The sequence below is a fragment of the Streptomyces sp. NRRL F-4489 genome (assembly GCF_001509485.1).
Lineage (GTDB): Bacteria > Actinomycetota > Actinomycetes > Streptomycetales > Streptomycetaceae > Streptomyces.
In genome coordinates this window covers 1-18,254 of record NZ_LLZI01000017.1, presented here as the reverse complement: position 1 = coordinate 18,254, position 18,254 = coordinate 1, and the positions used below count along the sequence as shown (strand labels likewise).

General features: G+C 74.1%; 13 protein-coding genes. 6 read left to right on the top strand and 7 right to left on the bottom strand.

The window, feature by feature from the left end:
- Positions 1-40: 40 nt before the first annotated feature.
- Positions 41-1,669, top strand: a complete 1,629-nt coding sequence (locus ADL22_RS03405) for a DUF5691 domain-containing protein (protein WP_066973667.1) — start codon at positions 41-43, stop codon at positions 1,667-1,669.
- A gap of 50 nt (positions 1,670-1,719) precedes the next feature.
- On the opposite strand, the gene ADL22_RS03400 is transcribed toward ADL22_RS03405, so the two are convergent.
- On the bottom strand, positions 1,720-2,178 hold the full coding sequence (locus ADL22_RS03400; RefSeq protein WP_066973666.1) for a cobalamin B12-binding domain-containing protein: 459 nt from the start codon (positions 2,176-2,178) through the stop codon (positions 1,720-1,722).
- A gap of 363 nt (positions 2,179-2,541) precedes the next feature.
- On the opposite strand from ADL22_RS03400, the gene ADL22_RS03395 reads away from it, so the two are divergent.
- Together ADL22_RS03395 and ADL22_RS03390 are read left to right on the top strand one after the other, a co-directional pair.
- Positions 2,542-3,366 (top strand): alpha/beta fold hydrolase, encoded by an 825-nt coding sequence (locus ADL22_RS03395; protein WP_066973670.1) that lies wholly within the window; start codon positions 2,542-2,544, stop codon positions 3,364-3,366.
- Between the two features lie 254 nt (positions 3,367-3,620).
- Positions 3,621-5,420 (top strand): M23 family metallopeptidase, encoded by a 1,800-nt coding sequence (locus tag ADL22_RS03390; RefSeq protein WP_066973664.1) that lies wholly within the window; start codon positions 3,621-3,623, stop codon positions 5,418-5,420.
- Positions 5,421-5,481: 61 nt separating this feature from the next.
- On the opposite strand, the gene pcrA is transcribed toward ADL22_RS03390, so the two are convergent.
- Positions 5,482-7,977 carry a DNA helicase PcrA gene (gene pcrA / locus ADL22_RS03385; protein ID WP_066973662.1) on the bottom strand — a complete coding sequence of 832 codons (2,496 nt, stop codon included), beginning with the start codon at positions 7,975-7,977 and terminating at the stop codon, positions 5,482-5,484.
- A 457-nt stretch (positions 7,978-8,434) separates the two neighbouring features.
- Between pcrA and ADL22_RS03380 the strand changes: the two genes are divergently transcribed.
- Complete coding sequence (locus ADL22_RS03380; protein ID WP_066973660.1) at positions 8,435-9,577, top strand: C40 family peptidase; 1,143 nt, start codon at positions 8,435-8,437, stop codon at positions 9,575-9,577.
- Positions 9,578-9,630: 53 nt separating this feature from the next.
- On the opposite strand, the gene ADL22_RS03375 is transcribed toward ADL22_RS03380, so the two are convergent.
- Positions 9,631-9,984 (bottom strand): hypothetical protein, encoded by a 354-nt coding sequence (locus ADL22_RS03375; RefSeq protein ID WP_066973657.1) that lies wholly within the window; start codon positions 9,982-9,984, stop codon positions 9,631-9,633.
- Positions 9,985-10,240: 256 nt separating this feature from the next.
- On the opposite strand from ADL22_RS03375, the gene ADL22_RS03370 reads away from it, so the two are divergent.
- Positions 10,241-10,999 (top strand): C40 family peptidase, encoded by a 759-nt coding sequence (locus tag ADL22_RS03370; protein ID WP_066973655.1) that lies wholly within the window; start codon positions 10,241-10,243, stop codon positions 10,997-10,999.
- Positions 11,000-11,115: 116 nt separating this feature from the next.
- Here ADL22_RS03370 and ADL22_RS03365 read toward each other — a convergent pair whose 3' ends face one another.
- The 4 genes from ADL22_RS03365 to ADL22_RS03350 all read right to left on the bottom strand — a co-directional run bounded on the left by ADL22_RS03365 (position 11,116) and on the right by ADL22_RS03350 (position 16,562).
- On the bottom strand, positions 11,116-12,240 hold the full coding sequence (locus ADL22_RS03365; RefSeq protein WP_066973653.1) for an alpha/beta hydrolase: 1,125 nt from the start codon (positions 12,238-12,240) through the stop codon (positions 11,116-11,118).
- Between the two features lie 213 nt (positions 12,241-12,453).
- Positions 12,454-13,170 carry a LuxR C-terminal-related transcriptional regulator gene (locus ADL22_RS03360; RefSeq protein ID WP_066973651.1) on the bottom strand — a complete coding sequence of 239 codons (717 nt, stop codon included), beginning with the start codon at positions 13,168-13,170 and terminating at the stop codon, positions 12,454-12,456.
- Between the two features lie 92 nt (positions 13,171-13,262).
- On the bottom strand, positions 13,263-14,588 hold the full coding sequence (locus ADL22_RS03355) for an ATP-binding protein (RefSeq protein WP_066973649.1): 1,326 nt from the start codon (positions 14,586-14,588) through the stop codon (positions 13,263-13,265).
- A gap of 111 nt (positions 14,589-14,699) precedes the next feature.
- On the bottom strand, positions 14,700-16,562 hold the full coding sequence (locus ADL22_RS03350) for a serine/threonine-protein kinase (protein WP_066973648.1): 1,863 nt from the start codon (positions 16,560-16,562) through the stop codon (positions 14,700-14,702).
- A gap of 299 nt (positions 16,563-16,861) precedes the next feature.
- Between ADL22_RS03350 and ADL22_RS03345 the strand changes: the two genes are divergently transcribed.
- Positions 16,862-18,254: PspC domain-containing protein (locus tag ADL22_RS03345; protein WP_066973646.1), on the top strand; the 1,393-nt coding region annotated here is incomplete at its 3' end.

Genomic DNA, 18,254 nt, shown 5'->3' with positions numbered 1-18,254 from the left:
ACCGGCGCCCGACCCCACCCCCGCCCCCTGGCCCGACCTGGTGCGGGCCGCCCTGCTCGGTACCGGGCGGCGCACCCCGCCGGTGGCCGTACGGCCCGGGCAGAGCCCCGCCGCGGCGCTGCTGGACGCCGCCGCGGTGAGCACCGTCCGGCGGCGCGCCGCGCTGCGCCCCGCGCCGGCCGGTGAACGGCCCGCCCCGGCCCCCGCCGACCCGCGCCCCGCACCGCCCCCGGCCGCCCGGCGCCGGCTGGCGCTGCTGCTCGCCGACCGCGGCCCGGGTTCCGAGGGGCGGCGCGGCACGGACCCCGATCTGACCGAGCTGCTGCCCCAGTGGCTGGCCGCCGCCGGCGCGCACGGCTACCGCGCCCCCGAGGCGCTGCTCCCCGCGCTGCTGGACGCCGCCCGGGCCCGGACGGACCTGCGCGCCGCCGTCCTGGCCCTGGCCGGTCCCCGGGGCCGGTGGCTGGCGCGGCTCAACGACGACTGGAAGTTCGCCCTGCGCGGTACCGCCGGCCCGTTGGCGCTGCCGGACGGCGGCGCCCCCGAGGCGGTGCGGCGGCAGTGGGAGGAGGGCCTGTTCGCCGAGCGGGTCGCCCTGCTGACCGCCGTACGCCGCCGCGACCCGCAGGCCGGTCTCGCACTGCTCGCCGCCACCTGGGCGACCGAGCGGGCCGAGGACCGGATGCTGTTCCTGGACTGCCTGGGCGAGGCGCTGACAGCGTCCGACGAGCCGTTCCTGGAGCAGGCGCTGTCCGACCGCAGCCGCACCGTTCGTGCCACCGCCGCCGCGCTGCTCTCCGCGCTGCCCGGCTCCGCCCTCGCGGCCCGGATGGCCGAGCGCAGCCTGGCCTGCGTCCGCCTGGCCCGCCCGGACGCCGAGAGCCGGGTGCCCGGCGGCCCGGCCCCCGGCGGCCCGGACCCCGGTAGCCCGGAGGTCATCGCCGTCGACCCGCCGCGCGCCTGCGACGCCGGGATGCGCCGGGACGGCGTCACCGAGCGGCCGCCGTCCGGCCGGGGGGAACGAGCCTGGTGGCTGGGCCAGTTGGTCGAGGCGACGCCGCTGGACCGCTGGTCCGGCCACCTCGGTGGCCGCACCCCGGCGGAGATCGTCGCGCTCCCGGTGGCCGACGGCCGGCGCACCGAGCTGCACGACGCCTGGTGCCGGGCCGCGGTCCGGCAGCGCGACGCGGCGTGGGCGCGGGCACTGCTGGGCTCCCCCGGCGATCCGGAGCAGGCCGCCGCCGAGCTGGCTCCGGCCGGTTCGTCCCGGGATCTGACGAAGCTGCTGACGGTGCTCCCGGGTGACGAACGCGCGTGCTGGGTGGCCGAGTTCATCGCGGTGCACGGTCTCTCGGACGCGTTCCGGATGCTGGGGGTCTGCGCGGTGCCCTGGTCCGAGCCGCTGGGCCGGGCGGTGATCGACGCGCTGGACATCGCCCGGGACGCCGGCAGCTATCCGTGGAGTTTCAGCGGGGTGATGGGCCTGGCCGAGCGGTGCCTGGACCCGGCCGCGGCCGGCCGGCTGGAGCTGCTCACCGCCGCGACCGAGGAGCCCGAGGGCGCCTCCCCGGGCTCCGGCGGCTACTGGTCCGAGGCGTTCCAGCGCCTGGTCGGCACCCTCCGGCTGCGCGCCACCCTGCACGCCGAGCTGGCCGGGGAGCCGTCATGACCGCCCGGCCCGCCCGGTGCCACCGGGCGGCGGGCGGCTCCGCGGCGCGGTCAGACCGCCAGCGGGCGGACGTTGGCGTTGACCCATTCCACGATCGAGGCGGTGGTCGCGCCCGGCGTGAAGATCTCCGCGACGCCCTGCTCCTTCAGCGGGGCGATGTCCGCCTCGGGGATGATGCCGCCGCCGAAGACCTTGATGTCCGCGGCGTCGCGCTCCTCCAGGAGGGCGAGCACCTTCGCGAAGAGGGTGTTGTGCGCCCCGGAGAGGATGGACAGCCCGATCGCGTCGGCGTCCTCCTGGATCGCGGTGTCGACGATCTGCTCCGGCGTCTGGTGCAGCCCGGTGTAGATCACCTCCATCCCGGCGTCCCGCAGCGCCCGGGCGATGACCTTGGCGCCCCGGTCGTGCCCGTCGAGCCCCGGCTTGGCGACGACGATCCGGATCGGCCCCGACCGGCCCGCCGCGCTCCGGCCCTCCGTCTGCGTCCCGTCTTGACGCGCCACACTCATCACTGCCTCCAAGCCATGCGCGGCGCCGCCGAGGCGGTGCCGCCGAGCCGACATTCGGTCGCGCCACCGCGATCCGGCGGCCACGAGCGTGAACGAACGTTATCTACAGCATCCCGTACGCAGCCGTTTCGTGACATCCGGCGAGGGGGAAATCACACACGGGACACATTCGTCATGCGCCGCGTGCCGCGCGCCGCACCGCCGCCGGGTTCCTCCGGCGCGGTGCGCGCGGTCCGGGCGCCCGGGGAGCCGCAGCCGGGCCACCGCGCGGGCCGCCGCCGCACCGCCATCGCCGCTCACGGCTTCCCACGAGGGCATACGGGGGCCACCGCCGCCTTCCGCATGCCGTTCGGGAGGTCGGCCATGGGCGCGCTGCCCGTTCTCTCCACATCCCTTCCCGCCCCCTCTCTCCCCCTCCTCCGCAGCACGCTGGTCGATCTGGCGGTGCTCGCCGCGCATCTGGCGCTCTATCCGACCGGTATCGTCCAGGAGCGGCCGCTGCCCGCGCCCCCGGCGGACGGTTCCGCGGCCCGGCTCCCCACCGAGGGCCGCGCCCACCCGCCGGTGCTGCTGCTCCACGGCTTCATCGACAACCGCTCGGTCTTCGTCCTGCTGCGCCGCTCGCTGCACCGCCACGGCTGGCGCCACGTCGAAGCGCTCAACTACTCCCCGCTGACCTGCGATCTGCGCCGGGCCGCGGAGCTGCTGGGCCGCCATGTGGAGGAGCTGTGCGCCCGGACCGGCCACGGCCGGGTGGACGTCGTCGGCCACAGCCTGGGCGGCCTGATCGCCCGCTATTACGTGCAGCGGCGCGGCGGCGACGCCCGGGTCCGGACGCTGGTCACGCTCGGCACCCCGCATTCCGGCACCCGTGTCGCGCCACTGATGTCGGCCCATCCGCTCGTCCGCCAGATGCGCCCCGGTTCCGCGGTGTTCGCGGAGTTGGCGCGCCCGGCGCCGCACTGCCGGACGCGGTTCGTGGCGTTCTGGAGCGAGGCGGACCAGGTGATGGTTCCGGCCACCACCGCGCGCGTCGACCACCCCGATCTGGAGGCGGTGAACGTCCGCATTGCCGGCGTGGGCCATCTGACGCTGCCGGTCAACGCCACCGTGGCGGCCGGAGTCCGCGCCGCCCTGGCCTCCCCCGGAGCGCACCATTCCAGCCGACAAGCGATATCGGTGGCCTGAACGGCATCCGGCGCGCGTCCGTCGCGCATTCGTCGCGGCATTCGTTCCGGAATCGCCATCTATGCCACCGGCCTGCCCCGCCACCGCATCGAACGATCCTCGAACGCACCGCCAAGTTTCCCTCTGCGTACGGCTGGAGAGCGCCCGGATGCCCGGCGTCGCCGAGCCCGAAACCTCGGGAAGATTGTCGCCGTCGCGTACCGCCGGGTACAGTCGCCGCTAATTCTCCTGCAGCCGAGGCGAAAGAGAAGTTGGTGGACGACCGTCACCCGTCAGGGGCTCAGCTTCCGACCGCCCCCGCTTCCGATGCCTCCCGCGCGCACGCCCCGGCATACGGCGACGACGACCCCCTCTTCGGTTCGCACCCCGGCGGCTACGACCAGGGCGCCTACGCCCCAGGCGGCCACCCCGCCGACACCTACGCCACCGGCGCTTACCCCACCGCGGCGTACGACACCGCCGCGTACGGCACCGGCACCTACGACACCACCGCATACGACGCCACGCCTTACGAGGGCACGTCCTACGACAGCTCCGGCTACGACACCGGCACCTACGGGACCACCGGCTACGACCCGTACGCGCCCACCGCCTACGACGCACCCGGCTACGCCACCCCCGCGTACGACGGCCAGGGCTACGGCGGCGGCGACGCGGCCGCGTACGGCACCGGCTACGGCACGGCGGCGTACGACGGCGGCGCGGGCCACGACGGTGCTCCCGGCAGCGGCTACGACGGCGGCGGGGCGGCGTACGACTCCGGCACGTACGGCAGCGCGACCGGCGCCGCGTACGGTGACGGCGGCGCCACCGACCCGTACGCCACCGGGGGTTACACCGCCGCGTACGGCACCGACGCGTACGGCACCGGCTACGGCGCCCCGGCCCACGACGGCGCCGCCTTCGCGGCAGCCGCCACCGTCCTCCAGGAGCCGGTCGGTTACGAGGCCACCGCGGTCTGGTCGACCACGGACTACGCGGACCTGCCGGCCGGCCTCGCCCCCGGCATCCCGGCCCAGCCGGGCCCGCCCGCGGACGACACCGTGGTGTGGGACGCCGCGCCGGCCGCCTTCGCCGAGGAAGCGGCCCACGAGGACGCGCGGCCGGACGCCGAAGCCACCGGCTCCGCCCCCCGGTCCGCCTCCGACTCCGACTCCGGCCCGGCGTCGATCGCCGACGCGATGACCCAGGCGATGCCGGTCACCGCCCTCCCCGACGAGCCGGCCAACACCTCCGACGAACCCGTCCGGTCCTCCCGGCGGAGCGGCGGCACCCCGGCCGGCGCCACGGCCGGCAAGGCGGTCCGCGGCGGCGGCCGCAGCCGGCGCCGCCAGGCCAAGCGCTCGGCGCTGCTGACCGTCGCCGTCCCCTCGGTGGCCGCGATGGGCGTCTGCGCGGCGGCCGCCGCCTCGGTCAGCCAGTTCGGCGGGGACAGCAAGGACGAGGCGGCGGCGCACACCGCCCCGGACGCCGGTGCCGTGCAGCGGAGCACCGCCGCCAACAAGAAACTGGACTCCCAGCTCGCCGGACTCAGCGCCAGCGCCCAGGACTTCCGCGACCGGGCCAGCCGCACCCAGGAGCGGCTGGACCTCAGGGAGCGCCAGGAGCAGGAGCGCAGGCGCAAGGCGGAGGAGGCGGCCCGCAAGGAGGCGATGCGGCCGAAGTTCGTGCTGCCGGTCACCCAGCACGGGCTGAGCGCGCTCTTCGGCCAGGCCGGCGTGAACTGGATGTCGGTGCACACCGGCATCGACTTCCCGGTCAGCTACGGCACGCCGGTCATGGCCGCCACCGACGGCACGGTCCGCACGCAGTGGAACTCCGCCTACGGCAACATGGCGATCGTGACGGCGCCGGACGGCACCGAGACGTGGTACTGCCACCTGAGCAGCACCAAGATCCGGTCCGGGTCGGTCAAGGCCGGCGACACCATCGCCTACTCCGGCAACTCCGGCAACTCCACCGGCCCGCATCTGCACTTCGAGGTGCGGCCGGGCGGCGGCGCGGCGGTCGACCCGATCCCGTGGCTGCGCGCGCACGGCCTGAACCCGTACTGAGCACCCCGCCCGGAGAGCCCGGGGCCCCGCAGCCCGCTCGGCGCGGCCCCGTACACCTCTCTTAGAGCTTCTCCACCGGCGCGTACCGCAGCAGCAGCCGCTTGGGCTTCTCACCGCCGAAGTCGATGGTCGCCTCGGCGTTGTCCCCGCTGCCCTTGACGGCGACGACGGTGCCGAGGCCGAAGCTGTCGTGGGTGACGCGGTCGCCGATGGCCAGCGCGACCACCGGGCGGTCCTGGGCGCGCCGGGTCGCGAACCCGCTCGGCCCCTTGGCCCGCGCCGACGACAGCGACCCGCCGATCCCGCCGCCGAATCCGCCGCCGCCCGAACCACCGGAACCGCGCGAACCGCCCGAGGTCAGGCCGCCCATGGACGCGGAGGGCGTCGCCGGACCGGTCCGCTTCCACTCCACGTACTCGTCCGGGATCTCCTCCAGGAAGCGCGAGGCCGGGTTGTACGAGGGCTGGCCCCAGGCGCTGCGCATCGTGGAGCGGGTGACGTAGAGCCGCTCGCGGGCGCGGGTGATGCCGACGTAGGCGAGCCGGCGCTCCTCCTCCAGCTCCTTGGTCTGGCCGAGGGCGCGCATATGCGGGAAGACGCCGTCCTCCATGCCGGTCAGGAAGACGACCGGGAACTCCAGGCCCTTGGCGGTGTGCAGGGTCATCAGCGTGATCACGCCGGCGCCCTCGTCGTCCGCGTCGGGGATCTGGTCGGAGTCGGCGACCAGGGCGACCTGCTCCAGGAACTCGGCGAGCGTGCCGGGATTCTCCTCGTCGCGCTCCTGCTCGAACTCCAGGGCCACCGAGGCGAGTTCCTGGAGGTTCTCGACGCGGGTCTCGTCCTGGGGGTCGGTGGACGACTGGAGCTCGGCGAGATAGCCGGTGCGCTCCATGACGGCTTCCAGGACCGTGGCGGGGCCGGCCCCGGATTCCACGATCGTCCGCAACTCCTCCATCAGGGCGTTGAACCGCTTGACGGCGTTGGCGGAGCGGGCGGCCATGCCGTACGCCTCGTCGACCCGGCGCAGCGCCTGCGGGAAGGTGATCTTCTCGCGCAGCGCCAGCGCCTCGATCATCGCCTCGGCGCGGTCGCCGATACCGCGCTTGGGGACGTTGAGGATCCGGCGCAGCGGGACGGCGTCCTCGGGGTTGGCGAGCACGCGGAGGTAGGCGAGGATGTCGCGGACCTCTTTGCGCTCGTAGAAGCGCACACCGCCGACGACCTTGTAGGGCAGCCCGACCCGGATGAAGATCTCCTCGAAGACCCGGGACTGGGCGTTGGTGCGGTAGAAGACCGCGACGTCGCCGGCCTTGGCGTCGCCGGCGTCGGTGAGCCGGTCGATCTCGTCGGCGACGAACTGGGCCTCGTCGTGCTCGGTGTCGGCGACATAGCCGGTGATCTTGGGGCCGGCGCCGGCGTCCGTCCAGAGGTTCTTGGGGCGGCGGTTCTCGTTGCGCTCGATGACGGCGTTGGCGGCGGAGAGGATGGTCTGCGAGGAGCGGTAGTTCTGCTCCAGTAGGATCGTGGTGGCGTCCGGGTAGTCCTCCTCGAACTGGAGGATGTTGCGGATCGTGGCGCCGCGGAAGGCGTAGATCGACTGGTCGGCGTCGCCGACCACGCACAGCTCGGCGGCGGGCGTCTCGGCGGTGCCGGGGCCGACCAGCTCGCGGACGAGGGTGTACTGGGCGTGGTTGGTGTCCTGGTACTCGTCGACGAGGACGTGGCGGAAGCGGCGGCGGTAGTGCTCGGCGACGTCCGGGAACGCCTGGAGCAGGTGGACCGTCGTCATGATGATGTCGTCGAAGTCCAGGGCGTTGGCCTCGCGCAGCCGCGCTTGGTACATCGCGTACGCCTCGGCCAGGGTCTTCTCGAAGCCGTCGGCGGCCGTCCCCGCGAAGGTCTCCTCGTCGATGAGCTCGTTCTTGAGGTTGGAGATCTTCGCGCTGAACGACTTGGGCGGGAAGCGCTTGGGGTCCAGGTCGAGGTCGCGGCAGACCAGGGCCATCAGGCGCTTGGAGTCGGCCGCGTCGTAGATCGAGAAGGACGAGGTGAAGCCGAGCTTCTTGGACTCCCGGCGCAGGATCCGCACACAGGCGCTGTGGAACGTGGAGACCCACATGGCGTTCGCCCGCGGGCCGACCAGCTCCTCGACGCGCTCCTTCATCTCGCCCGCGGCCTTGTTGGTGAACGTGATCGCGAGGATCTGGCCGGGGTGGACGTGGCGCTCGGCCAGGAGGTGGGCGATGCGGTGGGTGAGCACCCGGGTCTTGCCGGAGCCCGCGCCGGCGACGATCAGCAGCGGGCTGCCGCTGTGCACCACGGCGGCCTTCTGCTGGTCGTTGAGCCCCGCGAGGAGCGCCGCCGGGTCGATGGCCGGGCGGGCGGCGCCGTCGCGGTAGTACGGCTCCCTGGGCACGGGCGCGTCGAACCTCCCGCCGAAGAGGTCAGCGGGAACCTCCTCCGGGGCCGGGCCGTGCCCGTCCTCGGGGGGCGGCGGGGGCTCCTCGCCCGGGGGGCCGAGATCCGCCAGGAAGCTGTCGTCAAAGAGGCTGCTCATCGCCCACCGAGTCTAGGCCGCCGGACTGACAACCGGTCCCGCGGCGGCGGATTGCCCGCTCCTGGCCCGGTCCGTGCGCTCCTGCCCGACACCGGACGCAAACCCGGGGACCCCTCACGATCAGGTCACGAAAAGGTTTCGGGCATATCGACCACCAGCCTTCACAGGGACCACACGAGTTGGCTACGGTCTCGCTCGGGCAGCCCGCCGTCCCCGCGGACGACAGGGTCCGCACGGGCCGCCCCCGCCGAGTCCGGCCCTGCCACCAGGCATCCGGAGCCGGGGAACCACCGGCACCACCGGGGTGAATCGGCCCGTACGCCCGTCGCCGGCGGACGTATCGGCCGAAGGGCAAGCCTTCCGTCAGCACACCCGCCCGAACCCTCCCCCAGCCCTGGAACGGGCCGGGGGATCCCCCTCGCACCCGGTAGGCGGTCCACGGAAGGAGTCGCCGGCCTTGGCGTCCCACCGCAAGCCGCGCACCCCCTTGCTCTCCACGCCCGGCGGCCGTCGTACGGCGGCCGGGCTGACCACCGCCGCGCTCGCGTCGGTGACGCTGCTGTCGCAGACCGCGAACGCCGCCCCGAAGGCGCCGCGGCCCTCCGTCGAGGAAGTGAAGCGGAAGGTCGACGGCCTCTACCGGGAGGCCGAGGTGGCCACGCAGAAGTACGACGCCGCCAAGGAGAAGGCGGAGAGCCGGCAGCGCACCGTGAACCGGCTGCTGGACGAGGCGGCCCGGCGCGCGGAGCGGATGAACGAGTCCCGGCGCCGGTTGGGGGCGTTCGCCTCGGCGCAGTACCAGACCGGCGGGATCAGCCCGACCGCCCAGCTGATCCTGGCCAAGGATCCGCAGCAGTTCGTCGACCGCAATCACCTGATGGAGCGGCTGACCGGCCGGCAGAAGCAGGTGATCACCGACTATCAGGAGCAGGCCGCGGCGGCCACCCGCCGGCGGGCCGAGGCGACCCGCAGCCTGGAGAGCCTCCAGCAGTCGCAGGCGGCGCTCAGGGAGACCAAGCAGTCCGTCCAGGCGAAGCTGGCCGAGGCCCGGCAGCTGCTGTCCCGGCTGACCGCCGAGGAGAAGGCGCGGCTGGCCGAGCTGGAGCGCCGCAAGGAGGCGGAGGCCCGCCGCAAGGCCGAGGAGGAGGCCCACCGCCACGCCGGCGAGCAGCCGCCGCAGCCGGGGAGCGGGGCCGGCCACGGCTCCGGCGGCGGTACGTCCGACGGCGGCGCGCCGGACGGCACGTACGGCACGAAGGCGCAGAAGGCGCTGGCCTTCGCCCGCGCGCAGATGGGCAAGCCGTACGTCTGGGGCGCGACCGGCCCGAACTCCTACGACTGCTCGGGGCTGACCCAGGCGGCGTGGAAGGCGGCCGGGGTCGACCTGCCGCGCACGACCTGGGATCAGGTCAAGGCCGGCACCCGGATCGCCACCGGTGATCTCCGCCCCGGTGACCTGGTGTTCTTCTACAACGACATCAGCCACGTCGGGATGTACATCGGCGACGGGAAGATGATCCACGCCCCGCACCCGGGCGCCGCCGTGCGCGTGGAGTCGATCGCCGCCATGCCGGTCTACGGGAGCGTGCGGCCGGCGTAGGGCGAGCGGCCCCGGCCCCGGCGTGACACGCGGGGCCAGGGGCTCGGCGGTGCTCAGGTCCAGAGCAGGGCGATGAAGATGTTGAGCATCGTCAGGCCGCCGACCGCGCCGAAGAGCGGCTTGGGGAGCTTCTCCTCGTCCCGCTTGACGTAGACCAGCGCGAGGATCACCACCAGGACGGCCATCTTGACGCCGATCTTGATGTTGTTCAGCGAGTGGCCCTGCATTTGGTTGAGGCCGACCAGCACGATGCCGGTGACCAGCATCGTCAGCGCGCCGTGCAGCATCGCCGGCACGAAGCGGGCGGTGCCCGCGCCCATCGCCTTCATCTGGGTCAGGAAGCCGCCCAGGAGGGAGGCGATACCGATGATGTGCAGGGCGACGACGACATTGATTACTACGTCCATAGTGGGGGATCGTATCGGCCCTATAGCACGCCCTTTCCGGCAGGGCGGCCGGGATGCCCGCTTCGGTCAGGGCCCACCGATCCCGGCCGTCCCACGGCTCCCGGGCCGGTCGGCTCCGTGCGCCGGCCGGTCGGAAACGAGCAATCCCGGGCAAAGGGATTCGCACCCGTGACCACAGGGCTAGCTTCCTCCTCCGGACGACCGGCCGGTGCCCGCCGGTCGCCTTCACCCCGCAGGGAAGGAAGTGACGGCCGCCATGGCGCCGCACCCCACAGCCGCCGAGCGGCCTCCGCTTGCCCCGCAACCCGGCCCCCGGGTCGCGCCCGGGCCCGGCCCGCTGCTCGCCGCGGACCCGCAGCGCTGCCTGGACGGCGCGACCGTACTGGAGCGCGCGGGCGGCCACCAGGCGACCGCGGTGGCGGGGTGGGCCCGGCGGCTCGGCAGCGTACGCCGGCTCGGCGGCCGCCCCGCGGCGCTCACCGCACCGCCACCGGCCCCACCGGCCCCACCGCGGACCGCTCCGGCGCTCACCGCGCCCGCGCTCGCCGCCCCGCCGGTCGCGGCCGCCCCCGGGGTCCGCGCGGACCCCGCCGACCGCGCCGATCAGGCCGACCGCGCCGCCCGGGCCGTCGCCTACGCCCGCCGCGCGCTCGGCAAGCCGTACGCCTGGGGCGCGACCGGTCCGGCCGCCTACGACTGCTCGGGGCTGACCCTGGCCGCCTGGCGGGCCGCCGGGATCATCCTGCCGCGCACGACCTACACCCAGATCGCCTGCGGAACTCCCGTCTCCCGCGACCACCTCGCCCCCGGCGACCTGGTCTTCTTCCACTCCGGCATCAGCCATGTGGGCCTCTGCGTCGGCGGCGGCGCGATGATCCACGCCCCGCGCCCCGGCACGCCCGTCGAACTCGCCCGGATCGACACCCTTCCCTTCGCCGCCGCGACCCGCCCGGCCCAGCCGCCGTCCCTGCACGGAACCGCACCACATACGCCATTCCCCCGTCACTGTGAGTAATCACTGTCATGAGTGAGAACGGCGCCCCTCGCGGATTTGTGCCCGCATGCGAGAAGGCCGGCGGAAGTTCACCCGAAGGATGAATTCCGCCGGCCTCACCGCCCGGGCGGCCGGCCTCAGGCCCGCAGGAACAGCCCGAACCACCGGAAGATCTCGGGGACTTGGCGCTTCCACACCGGCACGGTGTGTCCGCCCGCGCCCGCCGCGATCTGCTGGACGGTCACCGTCGTCGGCTTCTTCGCCAGCTCCTTCAGCCCCATTCCGGCCTGGTAGCCGTCACCGCTCGCACCCGAGATGTACAGCGCGGTGCGCGGCGGCCGCCCGGCCTCGTTGGCGGACTTGAGGATGTGGATCGGGTTGGTCTCGACGCGCAGCTTGGGGTCCTTGCCGGCGAGCGAGTCGCGCTCTATCGCCGGGTCGTTGTAGCCGGACATGCCCACCGCCGCGCGGTAGCGGTCCGGGTGGGCCAGCGCCAGCTTGGTGGCGCAGTGCGCGCCCGCCGAGTAGCCGGCCAGGCCCCAGGAGTCCGGCTTGTCGCCGGCCCGGAAGTTGTCGATCACCATCTGGCGGACGTCGACGGTGAGCCAGCTGTCGGCGTTGGCCTTGCCGGGGATGTTCACACAGCCGGCGTCGGCGTTGGGCAGCACGTTCATCCGCGGCGCCACCAGGATGAACGGCTTGACCGCGCCGCTGCGCATCAGCGGTGCCAGCTGCTCGTTGACCTTCAGCGACCCCATCCAGGACTTGGCCGAGCCGGGGTAGCCGGGGAGCAGCTCGACCACCGGGAACTTCTTGTCCTTGTAGGCGGGGTCGTTGTACTGCGGCGGCAGCCAGACGTACACCTCGCCGTTGACGCCGGAGATCTGGCCCTTGAGGTCGGTCATCTGGACGCCGGGGCCCACCACCGGGTCGTCGGCCGGCCGGAAGTCCTGGCGGACCTTGGGCTCGTCCTTGAGGTTCTTGCCGCCGAGTCCGTCCGGGCCGAGGTTGCGGGCCGCCTCGATGTGGCTGCTGGTGCCCAGCAGGTCGCCCCAGCTGTCGTAGAGGCTGTTGGCGTTGTTGACCATGACGAAGACCACCGTGATGGCGGTGACCTGGGCGAACAGCAGCATCAGCAGCCGCGCCAGGCCCCTCACCAGCCGCGGTCCGGCGACCCGCCCCCAGAGGGCGAAGGGCAGGATGACGGCGATGATCAGCAGCAGGATCGAGAAGAGGAAGAAGGGCGTGCCCGTCAGACTCATCGGGATCTCGTTTCCAGGGATTGCACGTAGACGTGGGCGTGGTTCCGGCCCCGCCTTCGGGCAGTGAGCCTCTCCGCGCCCTTAGATGGCGATCCGCGCGATCCTGGTTGCCCGTCTTTGACCCTTCTTTACGCGCCCCTTCCTTCCCTGCCGCACCGCGCGTACCCGGCGATCTTCCGCCCCTGCCCGCCCACTTACCGGCGAAAGCGCAGGTCAGACCAGTCGTCGGGCCGCCGCCCAGCGGGTCAGCTCATGGCGGTTGGACAGCTGGAGCTTGCGCAGCACCGCCGAGACATGTGACTCAACCGTCTTGACGGAGATGAACAGCTGCTTGGCGATCTCCTTGTAGGCGTAGCCGCGGGCGATCAGGCGCAGCACCTCGCGCTCGCGCTGGGTGAGGCGGTCCATGTCCTCGTCGACCGGCGGGGCGTCCGTGGAGGCGAAGGCGTCCAGGACGAAGCCGGCCAGCCGCGGGGAGAAGACCGCGTCGCCGTCGGCGACCCGGAAGATCGCCTTGACCAGGTCGGTGCCGGTGATCGTCTTGGTGACGTAGCCGCGGGCGCCGCCGCGGATCACGCCGATGACGTCCTCGGCCGCGTCGGAGACCGAGAGCGCCAGGAACCGCACCGGCCGCTCAGGGTCGGCCATCATCGCGGCGCTGCGGCGCAGCACCTCCACGCCGCCGCCCCCGGGGAGGTGCACGTCCAGGAGAACGACCTCCGGGCGGGTGGCGGTGATCACCGTCATCGCCTGGTCGACGTCGGCGGCCTCGCCGACCACCTCGACCCGGGTCTGCTCGGTCCGGCCGATCTCGGCCTGGACGCCCGTGCGGAACATCCGGTGGTCGTCGACCAGCACGACCCGTACGGTGCGCTCCGGGTCCCCCGCGCCGGCCTCGGTCTCGGCCTGCTGTGCGTCGTCGCTGCTCATCTCGTCCGTCCGTCCTTCGCTGTCTGCCCCGTCATGATCCCCCGTCCCGTCGCGGCGCCCCCGGCCGCCGCCGGGCAGGTCCGGCGCGCTCATCACGGCTCCCCCTCCCCGCCGGTGCGGCGCTCGGCGCGCGCGGGCTCCTCGGCGCGCTCCATCTCCAGCTCGACGACGGTGCCGCCGTCGGGCGCGGAGCGCAGCCGGGCGGTGCCGCCGTTGCGCTCCATCCGTCCGATGATGGATTCCCGGACGCCCATGCGGTCCGCGGGGACCGCGTCGAGGTCGAAACCCGGGCCGTGGTCGCGCACCGACACGAAGACCGTACGGCCCTCGACCTCGGCGAATACCTGGACGGCGCCGCCGTCGCCACCGTACTTGGCGGCGTTGACCATCGCCTCGCGCGCGGCCTGTATCTGGGCGCCGAGCGCGTCGTCCAGCGGGCAGTCGCCGACGACCACGACCTCGATGGGGACGCCGTGGTGGTCCTCGACCTCGGCGGCGGCCGCCCGCACCGCCTCGGCGAGCGTCGCGGGCTGGTCGTCCTCGTCCTTGCCGCGGCCCTCGGGCTTGTAGAGCCAGGCGCGCAGCTCGCGCTCCTGGGCGCGGGCCAGCCGCGCCACTTCCCGAGGATCGTCGGCGTTGCGCTGGATCAGGGTGAGGGTGTGCAGGACGGAGTCGTGGACGTGGGCGGCCACCTCGGCGCGCTCCTGGGCGCGGATGCGCATCAGCCGCTCCTCGGAGAGGTCCTGGGTGATGCGGACGAGATAGGGGCCGGCCAGCAGGGCGATGCCGACGAGGACGGCGAGCGCGGCCTGGAGGACCGAGCCGAGATTCTGCACCGAGCCCTGGAGCACGACGATGCCGGTGACCCCGGCGCCGACCAGCAGCACCCCGGCCGCGCCGCGCACCATCGGCAGCGTGCCCTTGCGGCGGCCGAGCTCCAGCCACTGGGCGCGGCGGGAGTTGTCCGCCTGCCGCCAGACCAGGGCGACACCGGCGCCGATGAGCAGCGCCGGCCACAGATAGACATGGGCCCGGCCCGGCTGGAAGCGGGAGGCCGCGACCGACGCCGCCACCAGCAGGGCGATCAGGGCGAAGACCTGGCCCTTGTCGGGCCGGCGGCTCAGCAGCCGCCGCTTGTCCTCCCCGGCGGTCTGCCGGGTCTCCACACCGCCGACGCCGAGCGGGACGAAGAACCAGAACGCGGCGTAGAGCAGCGCGCCCATGCCGTCGGCCATGAACAGCGCCAGGAAGACGATGCGCACCCACGAGACGGGGAGCCCGAGGTGGCCGGCGAGACCGCGCGCGACACCGCCGAGCAGCCGCCCCTCGGCGCTGCGGTACAGCTTCCGCACGGGCGGGTCGTCGGGGTCCGGCGCCGGCGGCTGGAGCGGCTCGGCGCGGGGTGGCGCTGTGGTCATGCCTCAGATCGTCACACGCGCGGCGGGCCGTGGACATCAGGGACCACCCTGAGCCGTCCCTGACCTTGCTCAGGGTTTTCCCGGGGATCGCCGGGCCCGCGCCGGGCCGGCTCAGCCCGCCGCGGTCCTGCGGAAACCGTCCTTCACGTTGGTGAAGACCTGCTCGAACTTCGGCCAGTTCGCGGACGGCGCGGAGACGTAGATCGCGTATTCCTTGCCGCCCTCGCGCCCGAAGCCGAGGTCGATGCCGCGGTACTCGCGGACCCGGCCCTGGAAGGAGAACTCCCAGATGGCGGCCGGGTCGCCCTGGAAGATGGTGTCCTGGAGGCGGAGCCGCTTGTAGCTGGGGTACTGCACCTTCAGGTCGGACTCGACGCTCTTGAAGTGCTCCACCTGGTCGGCGGACGAGAAGTCCAGGGCGTTGAGGGTCAGCCGGGCCAGGTCCGCGTCCGAGTAGTAGACGATCTGCCGCCCGCCGTCCAGGACCTGCCTCTTCCAGTCCGCCGGCACCGGGAAGGTCACTCCCAGGTCCTTCTCCGTGACCTGGCGGTAGCCCTCGGGGAGGGGCGGCGGCGGGCCGATGCTGGCGCGCGGCGCTCCGGGGACGACGGGGGTGCCGGTGTCCGCGGCGCTCTTCTGCGCGGTGCCGGTGTCGCGGTGGGTGACGTACCAGGCCGCGCCGGCGCCGCCCCCGGCGACCAGGACGCCGGCGATGCTCCAGGCCACGACCTTGCCGCGCCGCCTCCGGGGCGCGGGGCCGCCGGCCGTCAGCACGTCCGTACCGGTGCCGGCGGTGGTGCCGGTGACCGCGCCGGGCGGGGCGGCCACCGGCACGGTGCCCTCGCCCGCGGCGGTGGGCGCGGCGGGCGGCCGGACGACCCCAGTAGCCGGGCCCGGGGCCGTGTGCCCTGCGGTCCCGTTGCCGACCGTCGTCCCGGTGGCGGTGGCGGTCCTGGTGCCCTGTCCGGTGCCGTATCCGGTGCCGTCCGAGGTGTCGCGCCCGGTGGCCGCCGGTGCGGCGGCGGACGCCACCGGGTGGGTGGGCGCCTCGGACGCGTCGTCGGTGGCGGACCGGTCGCGGGCGACCGTTCCCAGGGCCAGCGTGGGCCAGCCCATCAGCGCGGTCTCCGCCTCGGCCTCCGCGGCCCGCAGGGCCTGTTCGACGACCTCGGCGGTGGGCCGGTCGCCGGGCTCCTTGGCGAGCAGCGCCTCGATCAACGGTCCGAGCTGGCCGGCGTTGCGCGGGGGCTCCACCGGGTCGACGGCGATCGCGTACGCCGTCTCGACCGCGGTGGGTTTACGGAACGGGGGCTTCCCCTCGACCGCCTGATAGAGCGTCGCCCCCAGCGCCCACAGGTCCGAGGCGGGGCCGGGCGTTCCGCCCTTGACCCGTTCCGGCGCCAGATAGTCGATGGAGCCGACCAGTTCGCCGGTCTTGGTGAGGGTGGAGGCGCCGGTGGCGACGGCGATCCCGAAGTCGGTGAGGACGACCCGGCCTTCCTCGCCGAGCAGGACGTTGCCGGGCTTGACGTCGCGGTGCAGCACACCGGCGGAGTGCGCGGCCCGCAGCGCGGCGATCATGCCGCGGCCGATCCGGGCGGCCTCCCGGGGCGCGAGGTAAGTGCCGGTCCGGGCGGCCTTCTTGATGGCGTCGCCGAGCGTCGTGGAGGGGACGTACTCCATGACGATGCAGGGCAGCCCCTCGTCGTCCACGACATCGTGCACACTGACGACGTTGGGGTGGTTGATGCGCGCGGCGGCCTGCGCCTCGCGGGTGGTGCGTTCGTGGCGGGTGGCGAGTTCGTCGGCGTCCAGCTGCGGCGAGACGTGCAGACGCTTGACCGCGACCTGGCGCCCGAGGACTTCGTCCCGGGCCCGCCAGACCGTTCCCATCCCGCCTTGGCCTATCCGCTCGAGCAGGCGATATCGCCCGGCGACCAGTCGCCCCTCGTCCACCGACGCCGTCTCCGCCACCGCACGCCCCTCCGGAAACCCGTACGTATTCAGGGCGCAACGATAGTCTTCGGCGGCGCGGAACAGCCCTTCGGCCACCGCCGTGACGAGTCTTTTTCCGGTATGTGCCCCCGTCCGCCGGTCGCGCACGGCCCGCTCTCCGGCCGCGTGCGGCCCCGCCGTACGCCGTCGGCGCTTCCCCGGCACCGGCCGTCCCGGGGAGCCGTCAGGGTTCTCTCAGGGTCGTCTCGGGGGATCTCAGGGATCAGCCAGGGTTTTCACCGATACCGCGTCCGCGCCGCCCTTGTCACCATGGCCTCATGAACGACGCACCCGCCGCCGCTCCGGCGGCCCCCGGCCCCGCCGGCAGCACCCCGCCGCCCGCCCCGCTGCGCCGCAGCCGGCGGCAGAAGGTCGTCGCGGGCGTGTGCGGCGGGCTGGGCCGGCAGTGGGACGTCGATCCGGTGATCTTCCGGATCGTGCTCGCCGTGCTGTCCATCGGCGGGCTCGGCCTCCTCTTCTACGGCTTCGCCTGGCTGCTCATCCCCCTCGACGACGAGGAGGAGAACGAGGTCCGCCGCCTGCTCTCCGGCCGCGTCGAGGGCTCGGCGCTGACGGCCCTGCTGTGCGCGCTGGCCGGCTGCGCGCTGTTCCTGACCACGCTCGGCAAGGGCAGCATGCTGTCCTTCGCCCTGATGGTGACGCTGGCCGTGGCCGGTGCCGCGTACTGGTCCCGGCAGCGCCGGCGCGCACGGGCCGAGGGCCCGGGGGCCGTGGACGCCGCCACCGCCCAGGCGGTCGCCGACGCCCCGCCGGAGGCCACCGCTCCCCCGGCGCCCAACACCCCGTCCTGGTGGCGCGATCCGCGCACCGGTGAGCCGTCGATCCGCCGCGTCTATCTCTGGGGTCCGGACGACACCCCGCTCGACATCACCTACGACTTCACCCACGGCGTGTCCAACGGCCCCCGCCCGCGCGGCAGCTGGTCCCCCGGCGCCCCCGCCCAGGCGCCGCGCCCCGCCGCTGCCCCGCCCCGGCCGGTCCGCCCCGCCGGCGGCGGGATCGGCGGCCGGACGTTCCTGCTGGCCGCGCTGGCCGGCACCGGCACCGCGCTCGCCGTCGCCCGGCACGCCGCACCGGCGTCGGCCCTCCAGGCCGGGCTGGCCTGCGCCTTGGCGGTGTTCGGGCTGGGCCTGCTGCTCAGCGCCTGGCTGGGCCGCACGGGCGGCGGCACGGTCTTCCTGACGGTGCTGACGGCCGGCCTCCTGGCCGCGGCCACGGCCCTGCCGCCCGGCGTCACCACCGAATGGCAGCGGCGCACCTGGACCCCGGCCACGGTCGCCGCCGTCCAGCCGCACTACGTGGTCGGCTCCGGGGAGGGCCGGCTGGATCTCGGGCGGCTCGCCCTGAAGCCCGGCACCACGGTCCGTTCCAGCGCGGAGGTGAGTGCCGGACGGCTGTGGGTGACGGTGCCGCGGGACGCCACCGCCACCCTGCACCTCACGCTCGGCGTCGGCGACATCCAGCTGCCGGGCGAGGACTCCTGGGACGTGGAGCTCGTCGCCGGGCACCGAGAGCGGACGGTCACCCTGCCCGCCCAGGGCCTCAAAAAGGGCGAACGGTCGCACGGCACGATCGAGCTGGACCTCTCGGTCGGCGCCGGCCAGCTCTCCGTCGAACGGACCGCCCCGGCTCCCCCGCCCGCCCCCGCCT